Source organism: Streptomyces shenzhenensis (assembly GCF_021462265.1).
Taxonomy (GTDB): domain Bacteria; phylum Actinomycetota; class Actinomycetes; order Streptomycetales; family Streptomycetaceae; genus Streptomyces; species Streptomyces shenzhenensis.
The window spans coordinates 59,695-79,750 of the sequence record NZ_JAJONF010000034.1 but is presented as its reverse complement, the minus strand read 5'-3'; the positions used below and the strand labels follow the sequence as shown (position 1 = coordinate 79,750).

The following is a 20,056-nucleotide window of genomic DNA, read 5'->3' as shown; positions in this document are numbered from 1 at the left end:
GGGAGCGCCGGCCGAGGTAGATCCTCCAGGCCGCCCCGGACGCGGCAACCGGGTGACCCGCTGCTGCGCGCGGGTCCTCGGCGACGAACCGACTGTCTTCCACCCGTCACCGGCCTACCGGGAGGTATCCCATGGCTGTGCAGGACATAGCCTATGTCGAGTTGTACACACGGGACAGTAGATCGACCATCGACTACTTTGTCTCAGCAATGGGCTTCACGCGGGTGGCGGACTGCGTGGAGGTCGACCGAAGCTCCGTTCTGCTGCGCCAGGGCCAGATGCAACTGATCGTCACGTCGGGCCGGGGCCTGGGAAGGTTTCTCAGCGAGCACGGGGACGGCATCGGAGACATCGCGTTCGCGTGTGACGACGTGCCTGCCACCCACCGAGCCGCTGTCGCAGCCGGCGCCCAGCAGGTCGCCGCTTTCCGGGGGAACCCGGTGGTGTCGGGGTTCGGCGATGTCGTCCACACCCTCCTCCCTGTGTCCGGCGACCCCGCCACCGGACTCCTCGCGGGCCGTAATTGGGTGGCCACCCCTCGGACACCCGCGCGGTCGGGCTCGGTACGGCAGCTGGACCACGTTGCCGTGTGTGTCGAGGGAGGCAGCCTGGACGCCCACGCCGACTACTACCGCGATGCCTTCGGGTTCTCACGCTTCTCGTCCGAATACGTGGCTGTCGGCGGACAGGCGATGGATTCCGTCGTCGTGCGCAGCGCCTCCGGGCGGGTGATCTTCACACTCGTCGCTCCTGATCCGAACAAGGACCCTGGCCAGCTCGATGGCTTCCTGGAGCGCAACGGCGGCCCGGGTGTGCAGCATCTCGCCTTCCTCGTGGACGACATCATCGGTGCGGTGCGTGACTTCCGTGACCGTGGTGTGGACTTCCTCAGCACACCGGCCACGTACTACGACCTGCTCCTCGAGCGGTTCCCGGACATGCGGGACGAGATCGCCGGACTGCGGGACGCGCAGGTGCTGGCCGACCGGGACGAGTGGGGCGATCTCCTGCAACTCTTCAGTCGCTCACCGCACGAGCGCAACACGCTCTTCTACGAGCTCATCCAGCGAGCCGGCTCCCGCGGGTTCGGCAGCTCCAACATCCGGGCGCTGTACGAAGCCGTGGAACGCGATCGGCTGGCCGCCCGATGAGGGCCCCGGAGCCCCGCACCGCCGGGGCGAACATGTTCACCCTGGCGGACTACGCCACTGCCGCACGCACGGTGATCGACCCCGCCATCTGGGACTTCGTGGAGGGCGGCGCGGGTGAGGAGCGGACCCTCGCTGCCAATCAGAGTGCCTTCGACCGAGTGCGGCTGCGGCCACGGGTGCTGGCCGGTGTCGGCCGCCCCGACATCAGGACCGAGATCCTCGGTCGCACCTGGCCCGTGCCGGTCGGCATCGCCCCGATGGCCTATCACACCCTCGTACACCCGGCGGGTGAGGTGGTCACGGCTCTGGCCGCCGGGCCGGCGGGCGTCCCTCTTGTGGTGAGTACGTTCGCGGGACGGACGCTCGAGGAGATCTCCTGGGCCGCGTCATCGCCGCTCTGGCTCCAGATCTACTGCTTCCGTGACCGCTCCGTGACACGCGGTCTCATCGAGCGAGCCGAGCTGGCGGGGTTCGAAGCGCTCGTCCTCACAGTCGACGCTCCTCGTCTCGGGAACCGGCTCAGGGATCTGCGCAATGATTTCCGGCTGCCGCCGAGGATCGCTCCCGCCAACCTCGCCGAGGGGGACTTCTCGGCGCCGAGCAGTCATGCCCTCGCCGAGTTCGACCCGTCCCTGGACTGGTCCGTCCTCGAATGGATACGGTCGATCACCTCACTTCCGGTTCTGATCAAGGGAGTTCTCACAGCGTCCGACGCCCGGCGCGCAGTCGTTGCGGGAGCCGACGGCATCGTGGTGTCGAATCACGGCGGCCGGCAGTTGGACGGTTCGCCCGCGACGGTCGAGGTGCTGTCCGAGATCGCCGCCGCGGTGGCGGGGGAGTGCGCCGTGCTCCTCGACGGCGGGATACGTCGTGGCGTCGATGTGCTGGCGGCTCTGGCGCTGGGAGCGGATGCGGTGATGCTGGGACGCCCGGTGCTGCACGGCCTGGCCGTGGGCCAGGAGAGAGGCGTCGCGGACATTCTGGGCATCATCACGGACGAGTTCACGGATGCCATGCTGCTCACCGGCACGGCACGCGTCGCGGACGCCCGACCCGAACTGGTGGAACTGTCCCAGGCCTTCGGGCAAGCGGCCCGCACGGCGCCCTCGCGAAGGACGACGGACAGGACGATCCGGCCGGACACCGGTCTGCACAAGGAGGACCTGCACAGCAGTGTCTCCGACCCGGCGCTGGACACCATGAACTTCCTCAACGAGGTCACTCATCGCTACCCCGATGCGATCTCCTTCGCCCCGGGGCGTCCGTACGACGGCTTCTTCGAGACCGAGGACATCTTCCGGCACATCCGCCGCTACCTGGACCATCTGGAGGCGAGCGGAGCATCAGCCGACGAAGTCCGCTCCGCACTTTTCCAGTACGGCCCGACGAGCGGTCAGATCCGCGAGCTGATCGCCGACTGGATCCGCAGACGGGAGAACATCGATGTGCCGCCGGAGTCCATCGTGGTCACCGTCGGCTGCCAGGAGGCGATGCTCCTGGCCGTACGGGCCCTGATCGCACAGCCTGAGGACGTCCTGCTCGTCTCGAGCCCGTGCTACGTGGGAATCACCGGCGTGGCCCGGCTGCTCGGCGTCGAACTGGTCGAGGTCGAAGGGCTCAGCTGCGCCGACCTGGAGGCGGTGATCCTCGCCGAACGGGCTCGCGGACGCCGGCCCCGCGCCTTCTACGTGGTTCCCGACCACTCCAATCCCTCCGGGAGCACCATGCCGCTCGAGGCGCGCCATGAGCTCCTCGAAACCGCTTCCCGGCACGGCCTGTTGATCCTCGAGGACAGCCCCTACCGGTTGGTCAGCCCGGGCGAGCAACTGCCGACCCTGAAGTCCCTGGACCACGCGTCGTGTGTCGTCCACCTGAGCTCGCTGTCCAAGACACTCTTCCCCGGGGCCCGGGTCGGCTTCGTCATCGCGGACCAGCCCGTGGTGGACGCAGCCGGGCACACGAGCCTGCTGGCCGACGAACTCACCAAGATCAAGAGCATGGTGACCGTGAACACCTCTCCGGTGAGCCAGGCCGTGGTGGCGGGCATGCTCCTGGAAGCCGGCGACCAGGCCGCCGCGGAGCGCGACTCCAAGCGGGCGGCCTACTACGGTGACGCGATGCGCTCCACGCTGCGGCACCTTGAGAAGTGCTTCCCGGCGGAGGAGCGGGACGCGCTGGGCGTTCGCTGGAACGAGCCGAGCGGCGGGTTCTTCCTGGCCGTCGATGTGCCTTTCCGGGCGGACGAGGCGGCGCTGATGCGCTCCGCCCAGGAATTCGGGGTCATCTGGACACCGATGTCCTATTTCCATCCGGACGGCGGTGGCGAACACAGTCTCCGTCTGTCCGTCAGTTATGTGACCGACGCCGAAATCGCGGAGGGCGTCAAGCGGCTGGCGCGTTTCATCAGAGCGCAGACGGCATCCTCTTCGACTCATTCCCCGGCTCACAGGAAGGACGGTCGACGTGTTGTCAGCGGTACCACTCATCCGTAGCAAGACCCGCATGTGGGGGTGGACATTCCGATGACGCTCAGCGTGTCTCCCCCGGCAGTGGGGCTTCTGGCGCCCAGGACGCCGGGGACGAGGACCGGCACCGGCACGGCCCGCATCGTGGGGGTCGGCACCGCCACCACGGACACCAGTTACACACAGTCCGAACTGCTCGATCACTTCGCCATCAGGGACCCTCGGGTGCGTTCGGTCTTCCTGAACAGTGCGATCGAGCAGCGTCACCTCGCGGTCCCCCCGCGCGACGCCGACGGTACGTGCCTGCCCGAGGCCCAGGGCGAGCTGCTCGCCAAACACCGGCGGCTCGCCCTCGACATGGGGGAGAGAGCCATACGGGCGTGCCTGGCGAACGCGGGTATCGAGCACACGGCAATCGACTACCTGTGTTGTGTGACCACCACGGGTTTCCTCACCCCGGGGCTCAGCGCCCTGTTGATCCGCGAGATGGGCATCCTGCCCGACACCAGCCGCGTGGACGTGGTGGGCATGGGATGCAACGCCGGACTGAACGCCCTGAACGCCGTCTCAGGCTGGGCGGCCGTCAACCCGGGCAAGGTCGCTGTCATGCTGTGCGTGGAAGCGTGCTCGGCGGCGTATGTCATCGACTCGACCATGCGCACCGCCGTGGTCAACAGCCTCTTCGGCGACGGTGCGGCCGCGGTGGCCCTGGTCGCGGACCCTCAGGCCGACGGTTTTTCCGGCTTCGGGACGCTGATTCCCCCGACCGGCCCGCGCATCCTCGGCTTCGCCAGTCACCTCATCACCGACGCGGTCGACGCGATGCGCTACGACTGGGACGACCAGCAGGGCAAGTTCAGCTTCTACCTTGATCCGCAGATCCCCTACGTCGTCGGATCCCACGCGGAGCAGGTCGTCGACCGGCTGCTGACCGGCGCCCGACTACGCCGCAGCGACATTGCCCACTGGCTCGTCCACTCCGGCGGCAAGAAGGTGATCGACGCGGTGAGGGTCAACCTCGGCCTCACCCGGCACGATGTGCGCCACACCACCAGTGTCCTGCGCGACTTCGGCAATGTGTCGAGCGGATCCTTCCTGTTCTCCTACGAGCGGCTGCTCCAGGAGGGCATCACCGATGCCGGCGACTACGGAGTCATGATGACGATGGGTCCTGGCTCCACCATCGAAACGGCGCTGATGCAATGGTGACGGAGAACCGCATGGAGAGCGTGAATGAGCCGGCAGCCCTTCTCCTCCGCCGGCTGGAGAACGATTCCACACTGCTGAGGATCGACGGAACCCGGCCGCTGTCCGCCGAATCGGTCGCGGCGGTCGGCGCGGTCTGCGACCGCGCGGAGGATCCGGGCGGCCCCGACAGCGTGATCGTCCAGGTGTGCGGCGTACCCGACCGCACCTGGGCGGACAACCTGACGATATCGCTGGTAAGCAAGTGGGAGCGCGCCCTGCGCCGCCTGGAGCGCCTTCCCGCCAGCACCATCGCCGTCGTCGACGGCGCCTGCGGAGGCCAGGCCCTCGATGTGCTGCTGGCCACCGACTACCGCATAGCGACCGGATCGGCACGTCTGGTCGTACCCGCCGCCGGCGGAGATTCCTGGCCCGGCATGGCTCTCTATCGTCTGGTGCAGTACGGCGGGAACGCCACGGCCGTCCGCAACGCGGTTTTCTTCGGCACCCCCGTCGAGGCGGCCGACGCACTGGCACTGAACCTCGTCGACGAGCTGGTGGACGACCTGGACGGCGCCCTGGCCGCGGCTGCCGGACGAGGCGGAGCCGTCTCCGGAGCGGAACTGGCCATCCGGCGGCAACTGATGCTCGACGCGTCCACGACCAGCTTCGAGGAGGCGCTCGGCGCCCATCTGGCGGCCTGCGATCGAGCGCTGCGACGGTCCGCCGCAGGGGCGGTGTCGTGAGCACCCACCCGCTACAGGCAGGCTTGCCCGCAGACCTCGAGGGACTACAGGGGGACTTCGCGCAAGCGCGCACCGTACTGGCCCGGGCCGTGGCGCACACCCGGGCCCGGCTGACGGAGCTGCCGGCACCCGACAGCCGCTCCGCCCAGCACAGGCGCGTCGCCGCGGAGGCCATCGATGCGGCCCGCAGTGCGCGTGCAGCCTTCCTCGACGCGCATACCGACGCGGTCTACGACGAACTCACCGGCGGGCGCACCCGGCACCTGCGGTTGGCGCAGCTCGTCGAGGCGGCCGCCGCGGCATTTCCAGGACTGGTGCCCACCACCGGCCAGATGGAGACGGAACGGACGCGGACGCAGGCCGCGAAAGAGGGCCTGGAGATCGACCAAGGGCTCTTCCTCAACCGCGTACTGGGCTCCCCGTCGGCCGGGTCACACCTGCTGCACGCCATGCTGGCGCCGACGCCTCGTGCACTGGACCTGCTGCCGGAATTCGCCCGGACCGGTACGGCCGACCTGGGCTCGGTGCGACTGGAGCGGACGGACGGCGTCGCGCGCCTGACCATGTGCCGGGACGACTGCCTGAACGCGGAGGACAACCGGCAGGTCGACGACATGGAGACGGCCGTCGACCTTGCGCTGCTGGATCCGGCCGTGGAGGTCGGTCTGCTGCGCGGGGGAGAGATGACCCATCCCCGGTACCGTGGCAAACGGGTGTTCAGCGCCGGGATAAATCTCAAGTCTCTTCATTCCGGCGGAATTTCACTCGTCGACTTTCTCATGCGGCGTGAACTGGGGTACATCCACAAGATTCTGCGAGGGCTCCGCGGCGAGGCAGACGGGTCCTGGAGGCCGTGCACCACAGAGAAGCCCTGGGTCGCGGTGGTGGACACCTTCGCCATCGGCGGTGGTGCCCAGCTGCTGCTGGTGTTCGACCGTGTGCTCGCCGCCTCGGACGCCTACCTCAGCCTTCCCGCCGCCAAGGAAGGGATCATTCCCGGGGCGTCCAATTTTCGGCTCACCCGTGTCGCCGGCGTCCGATTGTCCCGTCAGGTGATCCTTGACGGACGCCGGGTCTGGGCCACAGAACCGGAGGCCGGGCCGCTGATCGACGAAGTGCACGACAGCGAGGACCTGGACCGTGCCGTCGAGCGCAGTCTCGAACGGCTGAGGGGGCCCGCGGTGGTCGCCAACCGGCGGATGGTGAACCTCGCTTCGGAGTCCATGGACGAGTTCCGCTGCTACATGGCCGAGTTCGCACTCCAGCAGGCACTCCGCCTGTACAGCTCGGACGTGATCGACAAAGTGGGCCGTTTCACCGTCGCCAAGGAGATGGCTTCGGCGCAGCGGTGAACGGCGGACAGCGGTCGGGTGTGCGCCGCTGAAGCAGGTCATCATCCCTCCCCCCGGGGCTCAGGGCCGCATGCCTCACCTGCGCGTGTCGCACGAGTGGGGCATGCGGCCCGGGTCCAGCCGCGTGGGGTCTCGGCTCTCCGTGCCACCAAACTCCCGAGGAGACGTATGAACTTCAGACAGGCAGGCGCGAGACGCACCCTCATCATGGCAGCTGCGCTGCTGCTGACCTTGGCCGGTCTCCTTTCGCTGGAGACATCGGCCGCTCAGTCCGCTTCCGCCCGCCCGAGCACCGCCGGCCCCCGCACGGCGTTCTCGACGAAGGCGGCTCACCGTTCGGCGAAGCAAGTCGCGGCGGTCGACTGCAAGCCCTACGCGATTCTCGGCACCCGGGGCTCCGGTCAGGCCTTCGACACGGACGGCGGCTTCGGACCGCAAGTCGCGGCATTCGTCAACAGCTACATGGGCATCAAGCGGCTGACCACGGCCAACACATTGGAGTGGGCCAATCCTTACCCCGCCGTCCCGGTGGCGGGCGTCGACGGCGTCCCCAACGCGGTCAGTGCCAGCTTGGGATGGGGCACCTACACCAATTCCGTGGGACTGGGGCAAATAGCTCTCAGTAACGAACTCGACGAGATCAACACCATCGAGAACTCGTGCGGGACCTCCACGACCATCATTCTGGCGGGCTACAGCCAGGGAGCTCAGGTAACCGGCAACGCCTATCAGGCCCTCGACACCACTCAACGCTCGGGGATCGGCGGCGTGGCGCTGTTCGGCGACCCTCTCTTCAACCCGAACTCACAGTCGGCCCGGGGCGACTTCACACCGGGCCGAGTGGGAGCCCTCGCGCACCCTTCGAGCAGGATCAGGCCCGAGTTCCCGAGCCCGCAGAAGGTGGTCTCCTACTGCCATGGCGACGATCCGATCTGCCAGGGGTTCTTCAGTTTCAGCCCCTTCGGCCTGACGACGTCGATGACCGGTCACCTCAACTACCAAAGTACGGGCGACGCCGGCAACTCCACGCCCTACACCACCCGGGCGGCGCAGGACCTCGCGGGTATCACCCCCAGTTCCGCCGGCAGCCAGCTGTTGATGAGAACCGCTGCGGCGGCCGACTCGACAACGCCGTCGGCTCCGACGAATCCCCAGGTGTCGGTGTCCACCCCGGGTAACCAAGTGGACGCCGTCATCTCCTGGAGCGGGCCGGCATCGGGGCCGGCTGTGCAGGGATACGAGATCTACGCGACGAACGGCGCCCTGTTGGACGACATCGTGAGCAGCGGGCCGGGGTCCGTGACACTTCCCTACATGGAACTGCCGGCAGCCATCGACATCCAGTCGGTCAATTCGGCCGGTGAGGGAGGGACACTCACGGTCAACCTGGGCACGCCCGAGCCCGACATGGTGATGACACTGAACGGCCCGGCCGTCTCCCACAGTTCAGGCGGCAACCTGGACTTCTCCGTCTATGCGACAGCCGGGCAGACGATCTCCATCACCGCCACCCTGCCCAGCGGCGACGACGCCGGTTACCTCCTCGCGGCCCCGTCCGGCGACTACGTGGTACCGAGCACCAATGTGACGGGCACCGGCGCCTCACAAACCATGATCAGCTCCTTTGCGGTTCCGACCACCGGCGTCTATACCTTCTACATCAGTTCTCCCGCGAGCGGGACGGTCACCGTCCAGGCAACCGGAGGCTAGTGCCCCGAGTGCAGCGCGGCCGCAGCGATGGACCCTTCGGATGTGACACTGTGGTGATGAACGCGGAATCGGACTCGTCACACGGACCGGTGACGCTGCGGGAGCTGGTGACGGTCTGCCGGTCCGGCGCCGAGCCATGGCGGCAGGAGCTCCTGGTCGCCGGACTCCGCCGGGCCGGCTGTCTCTCGTCGGCAGACGACCTCGGCCGGCTCTTCGCGTCCGGAGACCCGAGGCTCGACATGTCGATCGATGACCATGTGGCCGCACGCCTGCTGGAGACCAGCGCTCGCGTACGCTTCTGGCCCCGTGCCGGCTATCTGTGGGCGACGCAGTCCGACGCGGCGCCGCTGTCGGCAGCCGGCGCGTTCCGGCGCTACGGAATCGGCCTGATGGTGGCGGCGCTGGACGACAGCCACAGTCGTGCGCAGATGCCCGGCCGGGCAGGCCGGCGCCTGCTGGTCAGGTTGTGGCAGCGGCTGTGGTTCCTGTTCATGCCGATCCTCGGTCCCGCGCTGGTGGTCGCACTCGTCAGGCGTGCGGTCGCGGGACGCGAAGGGCTGGTTCCGCTGATCGAGGCCGCGGTCCCGAGCGCGGTCTTCGCCGCCGTGACGTGGACGTGGCTGGCCCTTCGCCTGCCCCCCGAAGGACTGGTCGCGCGCTGGACGGTGGCTCTGCTGGTGGCCGGAAGCGTCGGCTTCCTGGTGCTCGTGCCATGGTGCGCGTTCGTCGCGCTTGCGGCCGGAGCGCGTGCGCGCGGGCGGAATCGCAGGACGAGCGGGACGTAGTGGCGCAGCTCTCCCCGCCGGTGCGTGGCGTGCCCTCGCCGTGATGTGGCGATGACCGATGCCGCACATGGGTGCGGGTGGTGTAGTCCGTTCCTGGGCGGGCTGCCGGCCGCGCGGGGTAGTGTTGCGTCATCATGCCAGAGTTCAGCACCCCTCTTCGCGAACAAGAAGCTGCTGGTGGGCATGGCCGGGGTACGCCCCTTCCCATACCGCGGCCGCTGTTCTGGCTCAAGACCACCGACCCGCAGGAATCCCTCCCAGAACTGGAACCGGGTACCGACGCGCGCGTCGTCGTGCCCCAGGACGCCCGCTTCGACGCGCTGCGCCAAGAGTTGGCAACCCGCGGAATACCGGTTCTGAGCATCAGGTACTGGGTGGAGAACGAGGTGATCACCGGCAGCACGGCGCCGGAGGGTGACGATCACCTGGCCGTGGTGTCCACGGTGGCTTCCCCGCTGCGGTACCAGGCACGCGGCCCCGTGCGGCGTTCTACGGCCGAGGCGGGGGCGGCACGCGACGCGTTCGAAGCGCTGTGGCGGGCGCAGGCGCGTGAAGGCACGTCGCGGGAACCGGAGCCGGTCGAGGATGTTGTGCCGGCCTCGTGGGCCCCCTTTCTCCCGCACGTGGCCCTCAACCCTGCCCAGTCGCAGGTGGCTCCCGACCTGCTCACGGGCGGCGACAACCTGCTCGTGGTCGCGCCGACCGGCGCGGGAAAGACCACCCTCGGCATGCTGGCGGCACTGCGAGCGGTGCTGGGGGAAGGCCGTAAGGCCGCCTGGCTGGTGCCTCAGCGTTCATTGACCGACGAGCTGGACGCCGAGATGGCGAGCTGGCGCGAGCGCGGTCTGCGGGTAGTGCGCCTGTCCGGTGAGCAGAACACGGACATACAGCTGGTGCGGGAGGCCGATCTGTGGGTGACGACCACGGAGAAGTTCGAGGTGCTGTCGCGTACTTCGTCGCTGCGCGACACGTTGGCAGAGGTCGGCTGTCTCATCGTGGACGAGATCCACCTGCTCGGCGACCCAGAGCGGGGCTCGGTGCTGGAGGCGTTGCTGACTCGCGTACGGGGCAGCGAGTCCGCGGTCCGCATGGTGGGGCTCTCGGCCACGGTCTCCAACGCCGAGCAGGTGGCCCACTGGCTCGGCGCGCGACTCGTCCGCGTTGCCTGGCGTCCCAGCCGGCTGAACTGGCAGCTGGCGGTGGTCCCGGCGTCCGCCGACCGCGCGGTCGTGCAGGCCGCGCGTACCCGCATGACCAACGCGATCACCGACATGGTGACCGCGGATCACGGCAGCGTGCTGGTCTTCTGCGGCAGCAAGCAGTCGGTCCGCAGAACGGCCCTGGCACTCGCGGCGAGCAGGGGAGCGGACACGCAGGGCATCAGGGCCGACGACGACCAGCAATTGCACCGCGTCACATGGGCGGCCGGTATCGGCCTGCACTACAAGGACTGGGAGCACAAGAGGGTAACGGAACAGGCTTTTCGATCAAGAGAGCTGGACGTTCTGGTCGCGACCTCGACCGTGGCCGCCGGTGTCAACCTGCCCGCCCGCGCGGTGGTCGTCCGGGACACCCAGATCGGCCGACGCACCATCGACGTGGCCACCGTGCAGCAGATGTTCGGGCGAGCGGGCCGTGTGGGAGCGGGAGAACGGGAGGGCTGGGCGTTCTTGATCGCGGACGAGTCCGAGCGGGCGTACTGGCGGGACAGGCTGGTCGGTGGCTATACGGTCGACTCCCAGATGGCCTCCAACCTGCCCGACCACCTGCTTGCCGAAGTCGTCCAGCTCCGCGTCCGGACCCGGGCCGATGCCGAACAGTGGTGGCTGGGGACCTTCGCGCATCACCAGGGAAGGCACAGCGCCGAACTTCTGGACAGAGCAGTGAACTTTCTGGCCGGCGCCGACTATCTGAGAGTGGTGGAGAGGGACGACGGCCGCGTCGTGATCCGTCCCACCGAGCTCGGTGTTCTGACGGCTCGGGTCATGGTGCCCACGCACGTCGGATTCCAGTTGCGCATGGCCCTGGCCGGCACCGCGGTGCCGAAGGACGCGGACGAGGCGGAGAGCCGGATGGCGGACGTGATCTCGGCGGTCGTGCCGAAGTTCGCCAGGGCAACGGTGGCGGAGCACCTCAAGCCGGCGGTAGCGGCATTGCTGTGGGCCGGTGGGCGGCTACGGCAGATCGATGATGCCGAGATGGACGCCTACCCGGTCGGCGCGGTGGAGAGCGGACCGGGCGATCTTGCCCGCGCGAGTCTGCTCGCGGTCGCGAACAGCCCACGTGCCTTCGCCCTGCCGCGCCGCACCTTCGCGTCCATACCGCACTCGGTGATGTTTCCGGTCCTGGAGGACGTGCCGCGCTATCTGCACTGGCTCGGTGCTCAAGGAGCCCTCGCAACCATTCACCCCTGGGCAGCCATCGTCGCTGCCGACCTCGGCCGCCGTGTCCGCTGGCGACGCCTGACTCCAGCACGGGGCAGCGGTCGCCTGCTGTGGATGTGCGAGCAGATGACCACATCCGCCTACGCCGACCAGGACGTGCCGATGATGTGGACGGCCGCGCGTGAACGAGGTCTGACGGATCCCGACTGGACCAGCGGGGCACGTCCTCGCGGTTGCCGGAAGGACGAAGCGTCGTACGGGATGCTGCTGCGGGAACGGGTCACCGGCCGTGACATGTCGACGCAACCGGATGGACGGGTCGTGTGCCGGGCAGAGGGACGGGTGGTCGTGCACTGGCACGGCGGCGCGCACGAGGTGCCCACCGCTCAGTCAGGAGAATTCGCCTTCCGTCTCCCCGAGGGCGAAGCAGACCCGACCGGGACAGGACAGGCGGGAGTAGCGGTCTTCTCGCGTTGGGGGGACTTCCGGGCCACAGGGTGGCTCGCACACTATTCGGGCGCTGCGCGATCGCACGAGGACGACGCACAGGAATAGCCCAGGCCGCGAAGTTCGTCGCCGGTCGCGGAGTCTGCCGCAGAACGGGGCGCGTTCCGGAGTACGGACGGGGACGGGACCTGCCGCTCCTGGAGGGAGTGGCAGGTCCTAGGGCAGCCAGGTGTGTCACCGGAGTGCGCTGTCCTCGGAGGTGGAGGGCTTCGACTGTCTCCCCACCGGTATTCAACTGCTCGTCGCTCGCACTTGAACAGCGCCCGGCCCGGCAACTCGTCGCGCTTCGAACACGGGGCCCCGGTCAGACCTCACATGTAGTAGACGGTGTTCAAGGTTGCGCCGGTCACTGGAGAGGTCGGCGTGAAACTGTAGTCCAGCGGCACCTTGTTGCTCGCCTGGTTGTAGACCGGGCAGGCAGCGGGGGTGAACGAGTAGTCGCCCCCGGTGAGGTTGATCATCCATGCCACGCAGGGGTCTTCGTCCCAAGGGTGCCACGGCTGCAGGTTTTCGACGTAGCCGGTCACATGAACGCTGCCGTCGCTCTGCGGACACACGGTGATCTGGCCGTCGCCCCAGGACTTGGAGTCGCTCATGGAGACGCACGACGTGGAAGAGGTCGTGGCCGCCGCCTGCGAAACAGGTGCGGCCAGCAGCATCAGTGCCCCTGCGACGCCCGCTAAGCCCGCCGAACGGAGAAGACTCTTCATGGTCTTGTTCATCCTCTCTCGAAGCACCGGGGTGAGCAGCGAGCCGGACACCTCTCGAGCAGTGCGTCCCTACGGCTCGTCCCGGCGAATCGGTGATCCATCATCCGATGCGCACACGAGGAAACCATGAGCACGAGCATACTTCTAGTGTGTATGGCATCCAGCGGACGCACTGGACGATGAAGCACACCCGTTCGAAGACGCAGATCCTGGCGGACGCGAACGGACGGGCCCTCTCGTCGGTGCCTCGTCCGCCAACGCCCACGGGTCATGTCCCGCGGGAAACACCGTTGGCGAATTCGGCGGTGTCTATCCGGGGCGCAGGCGGCTGAAGCGGGAGGTGCGAGTGCTGGCGAGTGGTGTCCCGGTCAGCCAGGCGTCGGTTCGGATGAGGTTGAGGGCGGCGGTGGTGAGCATGTGTTGAAGGCGGGTCTTGTGCAGGCCGATGCAGCGGCTTCTGCGCAGGCCGCAGCGGCGGAGCCCTTGGGCGGTGGTGCCTTCGACGCGGCGCGGGTGGTGGCGTAGTGCCGCTGCCACTGTTCGGTTTCTGGGAGCTGTCGCCGAGCGCGGATCGCTTCGTGTTCCTCGCGCGGGGCCAGGGCGAGTTTGCGTGGCTCGGTCTTCGAACGGGTGCATTTCGACCGCACTGGGCAGGCGGCGCAGTCGTGGCGGTCGAAGAACATGTCGTAGAAGCCGTCCAGGGCCGTCCATCCAGTCCCATGCGGACATGTATGTCCAGTTTCGGAATCCTCTGCCGAGAGGGTGTCCACGGGGTTTGTGACTCGCGCGTGACACCTGAAACACGACGAAGCCCCGCCGGTCTGGCGGGGCTTCGTCGTGCTGCTGGTCAGGATGGATTGGTGCCCGTGCTGGCGGCTCCGTTGTACTCGGGCTCACCGCTTTCGAGTACGCGGAGGAGCGAGGCGGTGACGACGCGGGCTGTGCGGCCGATCAGCAGCACGCGGCAGGGGAACTCCCCGCGCTGCACAAGGTCGTAGCCCTTCGATCTCGACATGCCGAACGCCTGGGCGGCGTCCTCGACGCTTGCGGTACCACTCCAGGTGGCACGGATGCGCTCGGGGCTGGATGGTTCGTGCTGCAATTCGCTGTTCTGGCTGGGTATTCCTGTCAGCAGTGCCTTTCGGGTTTGGCTGCTTCCGGGACGGAGAGGAAGCGGGGAGACGCGGTGGACTGCCAATAATCCGAGGGATGCCCGGTTTCGGTAACCGGCCATTGACGCCTACCCTGCTCTGTTCGGCGTTGTCTCCACGTGTTCCCGACGACATTGCCCTTTACCGTCACCGCATTGTGACCGGTGTACTGCGTCTCCTACTTCTTCGGGATCGGATGGGACACTCCATGAGTTCGGGAAAACTGGTAACGCAGCCCCCGGCCTACCACCCGGAACCGGTCACGTCCGGCCGCTGCGAGTGGGTTTTGGTAGTTCGAGCACGCGTCGCCGTTCTGGATCGAGGGCAGAGGTGATCAGCAAGATTCGATAGCGGGTGCTGCGTGCGTAGTATCGCGCCGCCCTTTCCTCGGAGACACCAAGTTCGAACTCCATCTGCTCCGTGTCGGACTCACTGGTCGCCTTCACCTCGTAGAGGCGTGTGGTGCCGCGGTAGGCAACCTCAAAGTCGTAGCCGTGGCCGTCGGATGCTGCCGGGTCCTCGAGGAGGACCGCGGCGTAGCCCGAGACCCAGTGGTCCTCGGCGTGCCGGCGCTCCAGCCAGGCGCGTGCGGAGACCTCGCCCACCAGGCCGATGGCCGCCTTCTGTTCCTCGCTCAGCTGGGCCCTACGCGATACGACGACCCTCGTTGTCTGTGCGTCTGGTGTGCGGCGGGGTTGCTGTACGGGCGCCGTGATGTCGAGACGCACTTTCCCGGACTGTCCGAGGAAGGTTTCGTCGACCGTGTGCGCCGCCAGGTCGGCGATGGCTGCAAAGTGGTCCCGCCCAACGACGATCTCTTCCTCGCCGATCTTGATCGTGGGCTGGACGGATCCGCGGGATCCGACGATGCGGAGTGATGGCACGGGCGGTTGTGCGAGGTCGTGGGCCGTGAGGCCCAGGAAGCCGCGGTCGGCGCTGTGCGGCATGCCGGCCGGCCAGCCCACGCTGCGGCCCACCTCGCTCAGGAGCCGCTTCTCGCTTAAGAGGAGAAGGTCGGCCAATCCTGAACCGTGCACTGCGGTCCGCGCCTCCATCATGGGGGTGCTGTTCCAGCCGGGCGGCACGGGGACGCGGTGACGACGGCACCAGGCGGGCACCAGTTTCGTCAGTACGGAGACCAGGCGGTCGAGCGCTGCCGTGTTGAGGCTGCGTAGCTCGTCGACGGGCTGCAGATCACCCGCGCGTTCCAGGTCGTCTTCGGCGCCGTGCGACCGCAGCCAGTGGGCGACCCGTGCTCGCATCTGCCCCTCGGGAGGGGAGGCGAAGCGGGGCAGCCAGTCCGGGTCGGGAGTGAGGTCGTCCATATGGCGGGCCGCTGCGTACGCGGCCACGTCACCTCCTCCTGCGGCCTGTGGCGCGTACCGCTCGCGCAGGCGGTCCAGGATGGCATCGGCGTGTGCGCGGACGAACTCGCTCCGGTCGTGGAGGTCAGGGTCGCAGACGGGCTTGTAGGGGGCTCCGAGGGCGGCGAGCGCCTCGTTGAACGCCTGGTAGTCCAGCGCCAGGGCTTCGCGAAGCTCGGCGGGCGTCGTGGAGGTACGGGCGACGGCGAGCAGCTCGGCGGCGGGGAGCGGGAGGATGCACGGGAGCCTGCCGAGGACGGCAATCAGCTCCTCCTCGCTGATGGCTTCATTCAGGGCCTCGGAAACCGCGCTGGCGCGGTCGGTGCCGACCAGACAGACCAGGACGGGGCGGAGTTGCCGGACCGTGTGGTGCAAGTCGTTCGTGAGGCTGCGCCGCAGTTCCGAGATCCTGGACGCGGTCGTGTCGAGCGACAGCGCGAGTGTGCGGTCGTCGATGTGGTCCGGCATCTCGCCGCTCAAGTGCCGCTGCATCTTGACGAGAACGAGTTCCAGGGCGTCCTGCAAGGACGGCTGGTGGAGGAGCCGCGTGACCGTCGATGTGGCCGCCTGCAGTTCGTCCCAGTCACCGTCGCTATCGCGGTCGCCGTTCCACACGACGACGGTTGGGTGGGCGGGATGGGGCAGCGGCAGGCTGCGGGTCGTCGGTGGGGGCTCCACGCGCTCGCCGGCGATCAGGATCTCGATCTCCTCGGCCCGGACGATCCGGATCGCGCACAACCGGTCGAGCAGAGAGCGCACGGTGCGTTCGCTCCGGTGCAGGAACGCGCCAGACTTGAGCTCTATCACCAGGGCCACTACTAGGATCAGCCACTCCCGGCCCTCGGTCACCCGGGCAAGGTCGTCCGCCGGCTTGATCGGCTCCTTGTCACGGTTGTTCACCTGCACCCGCGCGTCGGACAGCCGGGCCACGTTCACTGCGTCCGACTCCATTTTCTTCGCGAGCCTCGCGCCGTCGTCGGATCCGGCGATCAGGACGGGATGACCTGCCAGTTCGACGAGTGTCTCCTTAAGCGGGTCGGATTCGTCGCAGACGTAGACCGGTTCCTCCTCGGAGGAGGGCGTGAGGGTGGTCAGTGTTTGCTCGCGGACCACCGCCAGCTGGACCGGCTCTCCGGCCGACCAGGGCCAGCGCCCGCTTTCCGCCACGTGGGACCAGGCCCTCCCGTAGTGCTTCTTGAACGAGACGCTGAGGTGGTCGGGTACCCCACCAGCGGCCACGATCGTGCCGAGGTCCCGCACGGCCGCCCCGGCGTGTTCGGATTCGTCCCAGAATCGCAGACCGCAGCGGCGCAGACGTTCGAGTACCGCCTTGTCGGCCAGAGCCCGACGGATCGAGAGGGGGAGTGAGGGGACGAACGCTGGAAGGTCTCCTTCGGCGCTGAACCAGGCACGGTTAGGCGGGACGAAGGAGGCGAGCGGGCTCGGCCAGGTGTGGGGGTCGGGATTCCGGTCGTGGTAGGGCCGGTGAAGGGGGACGGTGAAGGGGGACGGTGAAGGCAGTGTCTCCCCAGGTGCGGAGCCCGATGAGCAACAACTCCGCGAACTCTCGGCGGGCGGCGGGGCCCAGCCCCGCGACCTCGACGGCACCTGGCAGGTGCGGCAGTTGCCGGCGGAACTCGTACGGCGTCCAGGGGTGAGCGAAGCCGCTCCACGTACGGTCGACGTCCTTTGCCTAAACCCGTCCGAGCTCGTCGCCGAGCGGCAGCCTCCGGGCCACGACTCCCGGTTCCATGTCCCGGCCGTTGGCTGCCCCGAGCCTGCCGCCGCCCCAGGAAAGGGGGAGGCCGTCGCCGACACCGATGGCCTTGAGGAAGTCGACGTAGGCCGCGAGGTCGCTGACCGGAACGGGCCAGTCGTCTGGGTCGCTGAGCCAGCGTTTACGCAGGGCCGCCAGGGGCGGGATCTCGTTGCCACCCGCGTCCAGGAACTTCGCCAGGCGTCGTCCTCCCTCGGTGCCCCAAGCGGGGGAGAAGAGGCAACGTGCCGCCTTGATCCAGTCGCCATCACCAGTGGGCAGGCGGAAGCCTGTGTGGGGGAGCCGACGGCGCTCGACCTCGGTGAGTGAGGGGAAGAGGCGGAGGGCGAAGGACAAGGCATCTCGGCACAGGGCGTCCGAGGGGCTCTTGGCGAGGAGATCCCTCAGTGCCTCGAAGACCCGGCCGGGCCGATACGGGCGTACCAGCCGGTGGGCTTCGAGGAAGGTGCGTCCGGGACGTCCCCAGGCGATGCCGGGACGGGTGAAGGTCATCCGCCGACGCAGGGCCTTCAGCGCCTTCGGTACCTGAGCGGTGCCGTTGCCGCCCTCGTCCTCCGGATGGAAGAAGACGGTTTACTCGCTCTTGCCGGCCGCTTCCGCACCACCTAGCGCGGGCCAGAGCCGGCCGTCCTGATCGAGGATGATCCGTCGGCCGCGAAGGTCTTCGGGGTGGGCGGCGAACGCTTGCGCGAGGTCGTCGTAGAAGTCCGCCCACAAGGGGTCCGGTTGTGCATCTCCAGCGGGCTGCAGCCGTTCGGCGACGCGCTCCACCCACGCCGCAGCCGTCCGTGACGAAGGGCGCATGAGCTTTGCGAGCAGGTCTTGGTGGAGTTTGAGGAGACGGGCCTCCCGAAGTGGCCCGACGGAAGGATCGAGGAGGCGACCTCCGGCCTCGGCCAGCGCTTCGGCGGTGAGGACCGTCCAGGGGCGTTTCCTCTCGGGCCATGCGAACGAACTCCGAAGCGTGCCCCACGAGTCGGCCCCGACCAGGGGAACGATCGGCTCGTCCGCCAGCTTCCCGCCGAGCGTCCTGTCGATTCGGGCCGGGACGTCCCAGCACACGAGGTCCAGGATGAGATGCCGGACTGCGGTACACGGCCCCTGGGCGCGCAGTGCCGACACCAACCGTAGGCACAGTTCGGCCAATTGGTCCAGGAGGAATGCGTTCAGACCCACAGCCTCACTGATGTGAAGCCGGGCCAGCTTGGTGAAGAACGGAGCATGGGCGTGGCCGCGGAAGGGCGCACGGGCCGCATCCGACATCGGGAGGAAGGTGTACAGCAGACCGCGTTCCAGGTCTTGGTCCAGCCGAAGCGCGATCCCGACCCAGGCTTCACCTTCCCACTTCAGCCACTTCGCGTCGATCTCCCGTGCCTCGACGCTCTGTTCGATCACTCGTCGCAGCCCCTCGGGGGCGAGCGCGCGGCGGGCCAGCAGATAACGCCCACCTTCCGCGAGGTCGACCTCCTCGACCCACCCTGCCTCCTGTCGGGGGTCGGGTGCGTCCTGAGCGCAGGGCGCGGGCCAGCTCGCGGCGTAGTTCACCCCGGCCTTGGACGTAGAGGGCCTGGTAGACCGTCTCGTGGACCACGTGCATCTCCGGCCGCTCGGGAAAGTGTGCCCGCAGAGCCTGGCAGATCTGCTCCGGACTCCACCGTAGATCCAGACGGTCCTGGATGAAGTTCCGCAGTTCCGGGTTCTGGCCGATCTTGCCGGGCTTGGGCCGGGGCCGGCGGGCCTCAGCGCGGGCCTGGGCGGCGAAAGGGCGGTAGTGCCACTGGCCGCGGGTTCCGATGGTGCGGTTGCGGCGGATCTCGCGGCTGACCGTCGATGGGCTGCGGCCCAGCTCGGCGGCGATCGCCCGGATGGTGGCCTTCTCGTGCAGCCGGTCGGCGATGTGGATCCGGTCGTGCTGCGACAAGTACCGGGAGGGCACAACGGCGGGTGCCGACTCTTGACCGGCGGCGGGCACCCGTTCCCGGGGAGCGGGTGCCCGCTTGCGGTCAGGGCGTGGCCGATCCGCCCGGGCCGCCGCCCGGGCATCCGGTCTCCTGAGCCGCTGTGGTTCCCACCGGCCGTTGCGCCACTCACGGCCCGTCCGCTCGTTCACGCCGACGATCCGGGACGCTTCCTTGTTGCTGTAGCCCGCTTTCACGAGCCGGAAGTATTCCTCCCGCTCGGCGTGGAGCTTCCTGGTCCCCTGAGCCGTCCGGACCTTGCGGATGTCGAAGTCCATCGCACCCCTTGAACTGGGGTGTTGCAACGACCGCTAGAACCCACAGAGCGAGCGAGGAGGGTCTCCCAGTCGGGCAGGGCTGGCGAGCGTGGGTCGATGAGTTGGTCCTCGGCCTGCTTGTAGAGTTTCTGCTAGCCGGTCACCCGGGCGGGGTTGACCTTGATGATGCCGTCACGGACTGCCCGCTCTATGACGCGGACCAGGACGGCGATGGTGTTCTTCACCTGGAGACGCCGGCCTCGGCGGCGACGTGCCCGATCGGCCGGGTGCGGCAGCGCTCGACGAGTACTGGGCGGCCCTCGAAGCTCAACGGGGTGTTCGCATGCGTCACTGGAGCACTTCACTGCTCCGGCCGGCGAGCACCCCGCGCGAGGGGGGCGCGACCAGCGGCGCGGCAGTGACAAGGTGTCAGCTGGCCCACAGAGACCCGAGATCCCCGATTGTGGCGCCGAGGTTGAGTGCTGGGGTCGCGTAGAAGCCGGCCATGGCGCGGGCTCCGGCCGCCTCGTACAAGCCTCGTCTCGGTGCCACCG

The 20,056-nt window shown here is 68.3% G+C and carries 14 protein-coding genes and 3 pseudogenes; 8 read left to right on the top strand and 9 right to left on the bottom strand.

The annotated features are described in order from the left end of the window. Nucleotides 1-131: 131 nt before the first annotated feature. From hppD to LQ326_RS33420, 8 genes are all read left to right on the top strand, one after another. Nucleotides 132-1,151 (top strand): 4-hydroxyphenylpyruvate dioxygenase, encoded by a 1,020-nt coding sequence (gene hppD / locus LQ326_RS33455; RefSeq protein WP_234542813.1) that lies wholly within the window; start codon nt 132-134, stop codon nt 1,149-1,151. Beyond that, nucleotides 1,148-3,643 carry an aminotransferase class I/II-fold pyridoxal phosphate-dependent enzyme gene (locus tag LQ326_RS33450; protein ID WP_234542812.1) on the top strand — a complete coding sequence of 832 codons (2,496 nt, stop codon included), beginning with the start codon at nt 1,148-1,150 and terminating at the stop codon, nt 3,641-3,643. The genes hppD and LQ326_RS33450 overlap by 4 nt, the downstream gene beginning before the upstream one ends. A gap of 30 nt (nt 3,644-3,673) precedes the next feature. Next, the gene (gene dpgA / locus LQ326_RS33445; RefSeq protein ID WP_234542811.1) at nt 3,674-4,825 is read left to right on the top strand and encodes a 3,5-dihydroxyphenylacetyl-CoA synthase DpgA; all 1,152 of its coding nucleotides are present in this window, start codon (nt 3,674-3,676) and stop codon (nt 4,823-4,825) included. 11 nt (nt 4,826-4,836) lie between these two features. Further along, nucleotides 4,837-5,547: an enoyl-CoA-hydratase DpgB gene (gene dpgB, locus LQ326_RS33440; RefSeq protein WP_234542810.1), complete on the top strand. Its 711-nt coding sequence runs from the start codon at nt 4,837-4,839 to the stop codon at nt 5,545-5,547. 23 nt (nt 5,548-5,570) lie between these two features. Further along, nucleotides 5,571-6,899 (top strand): (3,5-dihydroxyphenyl)acetyl-CoA 1,2-dioxygenase DpgC, encoded by a 1,329-nt coding sequence (gene dpgC / locus LQ326_RS33435; RefSeq protein ID WP_234542809.1) that lies wholly within the window; start codon nt 5,571-5,573, stop codon nt 6,897-6,899. Nucleotides 6,900-7,067: 168 nt separating this feature from the next. Then, nucleotides 7,068-8,609, top strand: a complete 1,542-nt coding sequence (locus LQ326_RS33430; protein ID WP_234542808.1) for a cutinase family protein — start codon at nt 7,068-7,070, stop codon at nt 8,607-8,609. Between the two features lie 89 nt (nt 8,610-8,698). Continuing rightward, on the top strand, nt 8,699-9,394 hold the full coding sequence (locus LQ326_RS33425) for a hypothetical protein (protein ID WP_234542807.1): 696 nt from the start codon (nt 8,699-8,701) through the stop codon (nt 9,392-9,394). A gap of 134 nt (nt 9,395-9,528) precedes the next feature. Further along, the gene (locus tag LQ326_RS33420; protein ID WP_234542806.1) at nt 9,529-12,333 is read left to right on the top strand and encodes a DEAD/DEAH box helicase; all 2,805 of its coding nucleotides are present in this window, start codon (nt 9,529-9,531) and stop codon (nt 12,331-12,333) included. A gap of 263 nt (nt 12,334-12,596) precedes the next feature. Here LQ326_RS33420 and LQ326_RS33415 read toward each other — a convergent pair whose 3' ends face one another. The 9 genes and pseudogenes from LQ326_RS33415 to LQ326_RS48430 all read right to left on the bottom strand — a co-directional run. Beyond that, nucleotides 12,597-13,007, bottom strand: coding sequence for a hypothetical protein (locus LQ326_RS33415; protein ID WP_234542805.1), 411 nt, complete (start codon nt 13,005-13,007; stop codon nt 12,597-12,599). A 297-nt stretch (nt 13,008-13,304) separates the two neighbouring features. Continuing rightward, on the bottom strand, nt 13,305-13,532 hold the full coding sequence (locus LQ326_RS49240) for a transposase (RefSeq protein ID WP_234542804.1): 228 nt from the start codon (nt 13,530-13,532) through the stop codon (nt 13,305-13,307). A 53-nt stretch (nt 13,533-13,585) separates the two neighbouring features. Continuing rightward, a pseudogene (locus LQ326_RS49235) lies at nt 13,586-13,678 on the bottom strand (transposase); the annotation flags it as partial. A gap of 164 nt (nt 13,679-13,842) precedes the next feature. Continuing rightward, nucleotides 13,843-14,097 (bottom strand): helix-turn-helix transcriptional regulator, encoded by a 255-nt coding sequence (locus LQ326_RS33405; protein ID WP_234542803.1) that lies wholly within the window; start codon nt 14,095-14,097, stop codon nt 13,843-13,845. Nucleotides 14,098-14,406: 309 nt separating this feature from the next. After that, nucleotides 14,407-16,770, bottom strand: coding sequence for a hypothetical protein (locus LQ326_RS33400; protein ID WP_234542802.1), 2,364 nt, complete (start codon nt 16,768-16,770; stop codon nt 14,407-14,409). Between the two features lie 433 nt (nt 16,771-17,203). Beyond that, nucleotides 17,204-17,779, bottom strand: a complete 576-nt coding sequence (locus LQ326_RS33395) for a hypothetical protein (RefSeq protein ID WP_234542801.1) — start codon at nt 17,777-17,779, stop codon at nt 17,204-17,206. Between the two features lie 81 nt (nt 17,780-17,860). Continuing rightward, nucleotides 17,861-18,832, bottom strand: coding sequence for a hypothetical protein (locus tag LQ326_RS33390; RefSeq protein ID WP_234542833.1), 972 nt, complete (start codon nt 18,830-18,832; stop codon nt 17,861-17,863). Further along, nucleotides 18,783-19,523, bottom strand: a pseudogene (locus LQ326_RS33385) (transposase); the annotation flags it as partial. The pseudogene LQ326_RS33385 and the gene LQ326_RS33390, both read right to left, overlap by 50 nt. 50 nt (nt 19,524-19,573) lie before the next feature. Then, a pseudogene (locus LQ326_RS48430) lies at nt 19,574-19,756 on the bottom strand (site-specific integrase); the annotation flags it as partial. Between the last annotated feature and the right edge of the window lie 300 nt (nt 19,757-20,056).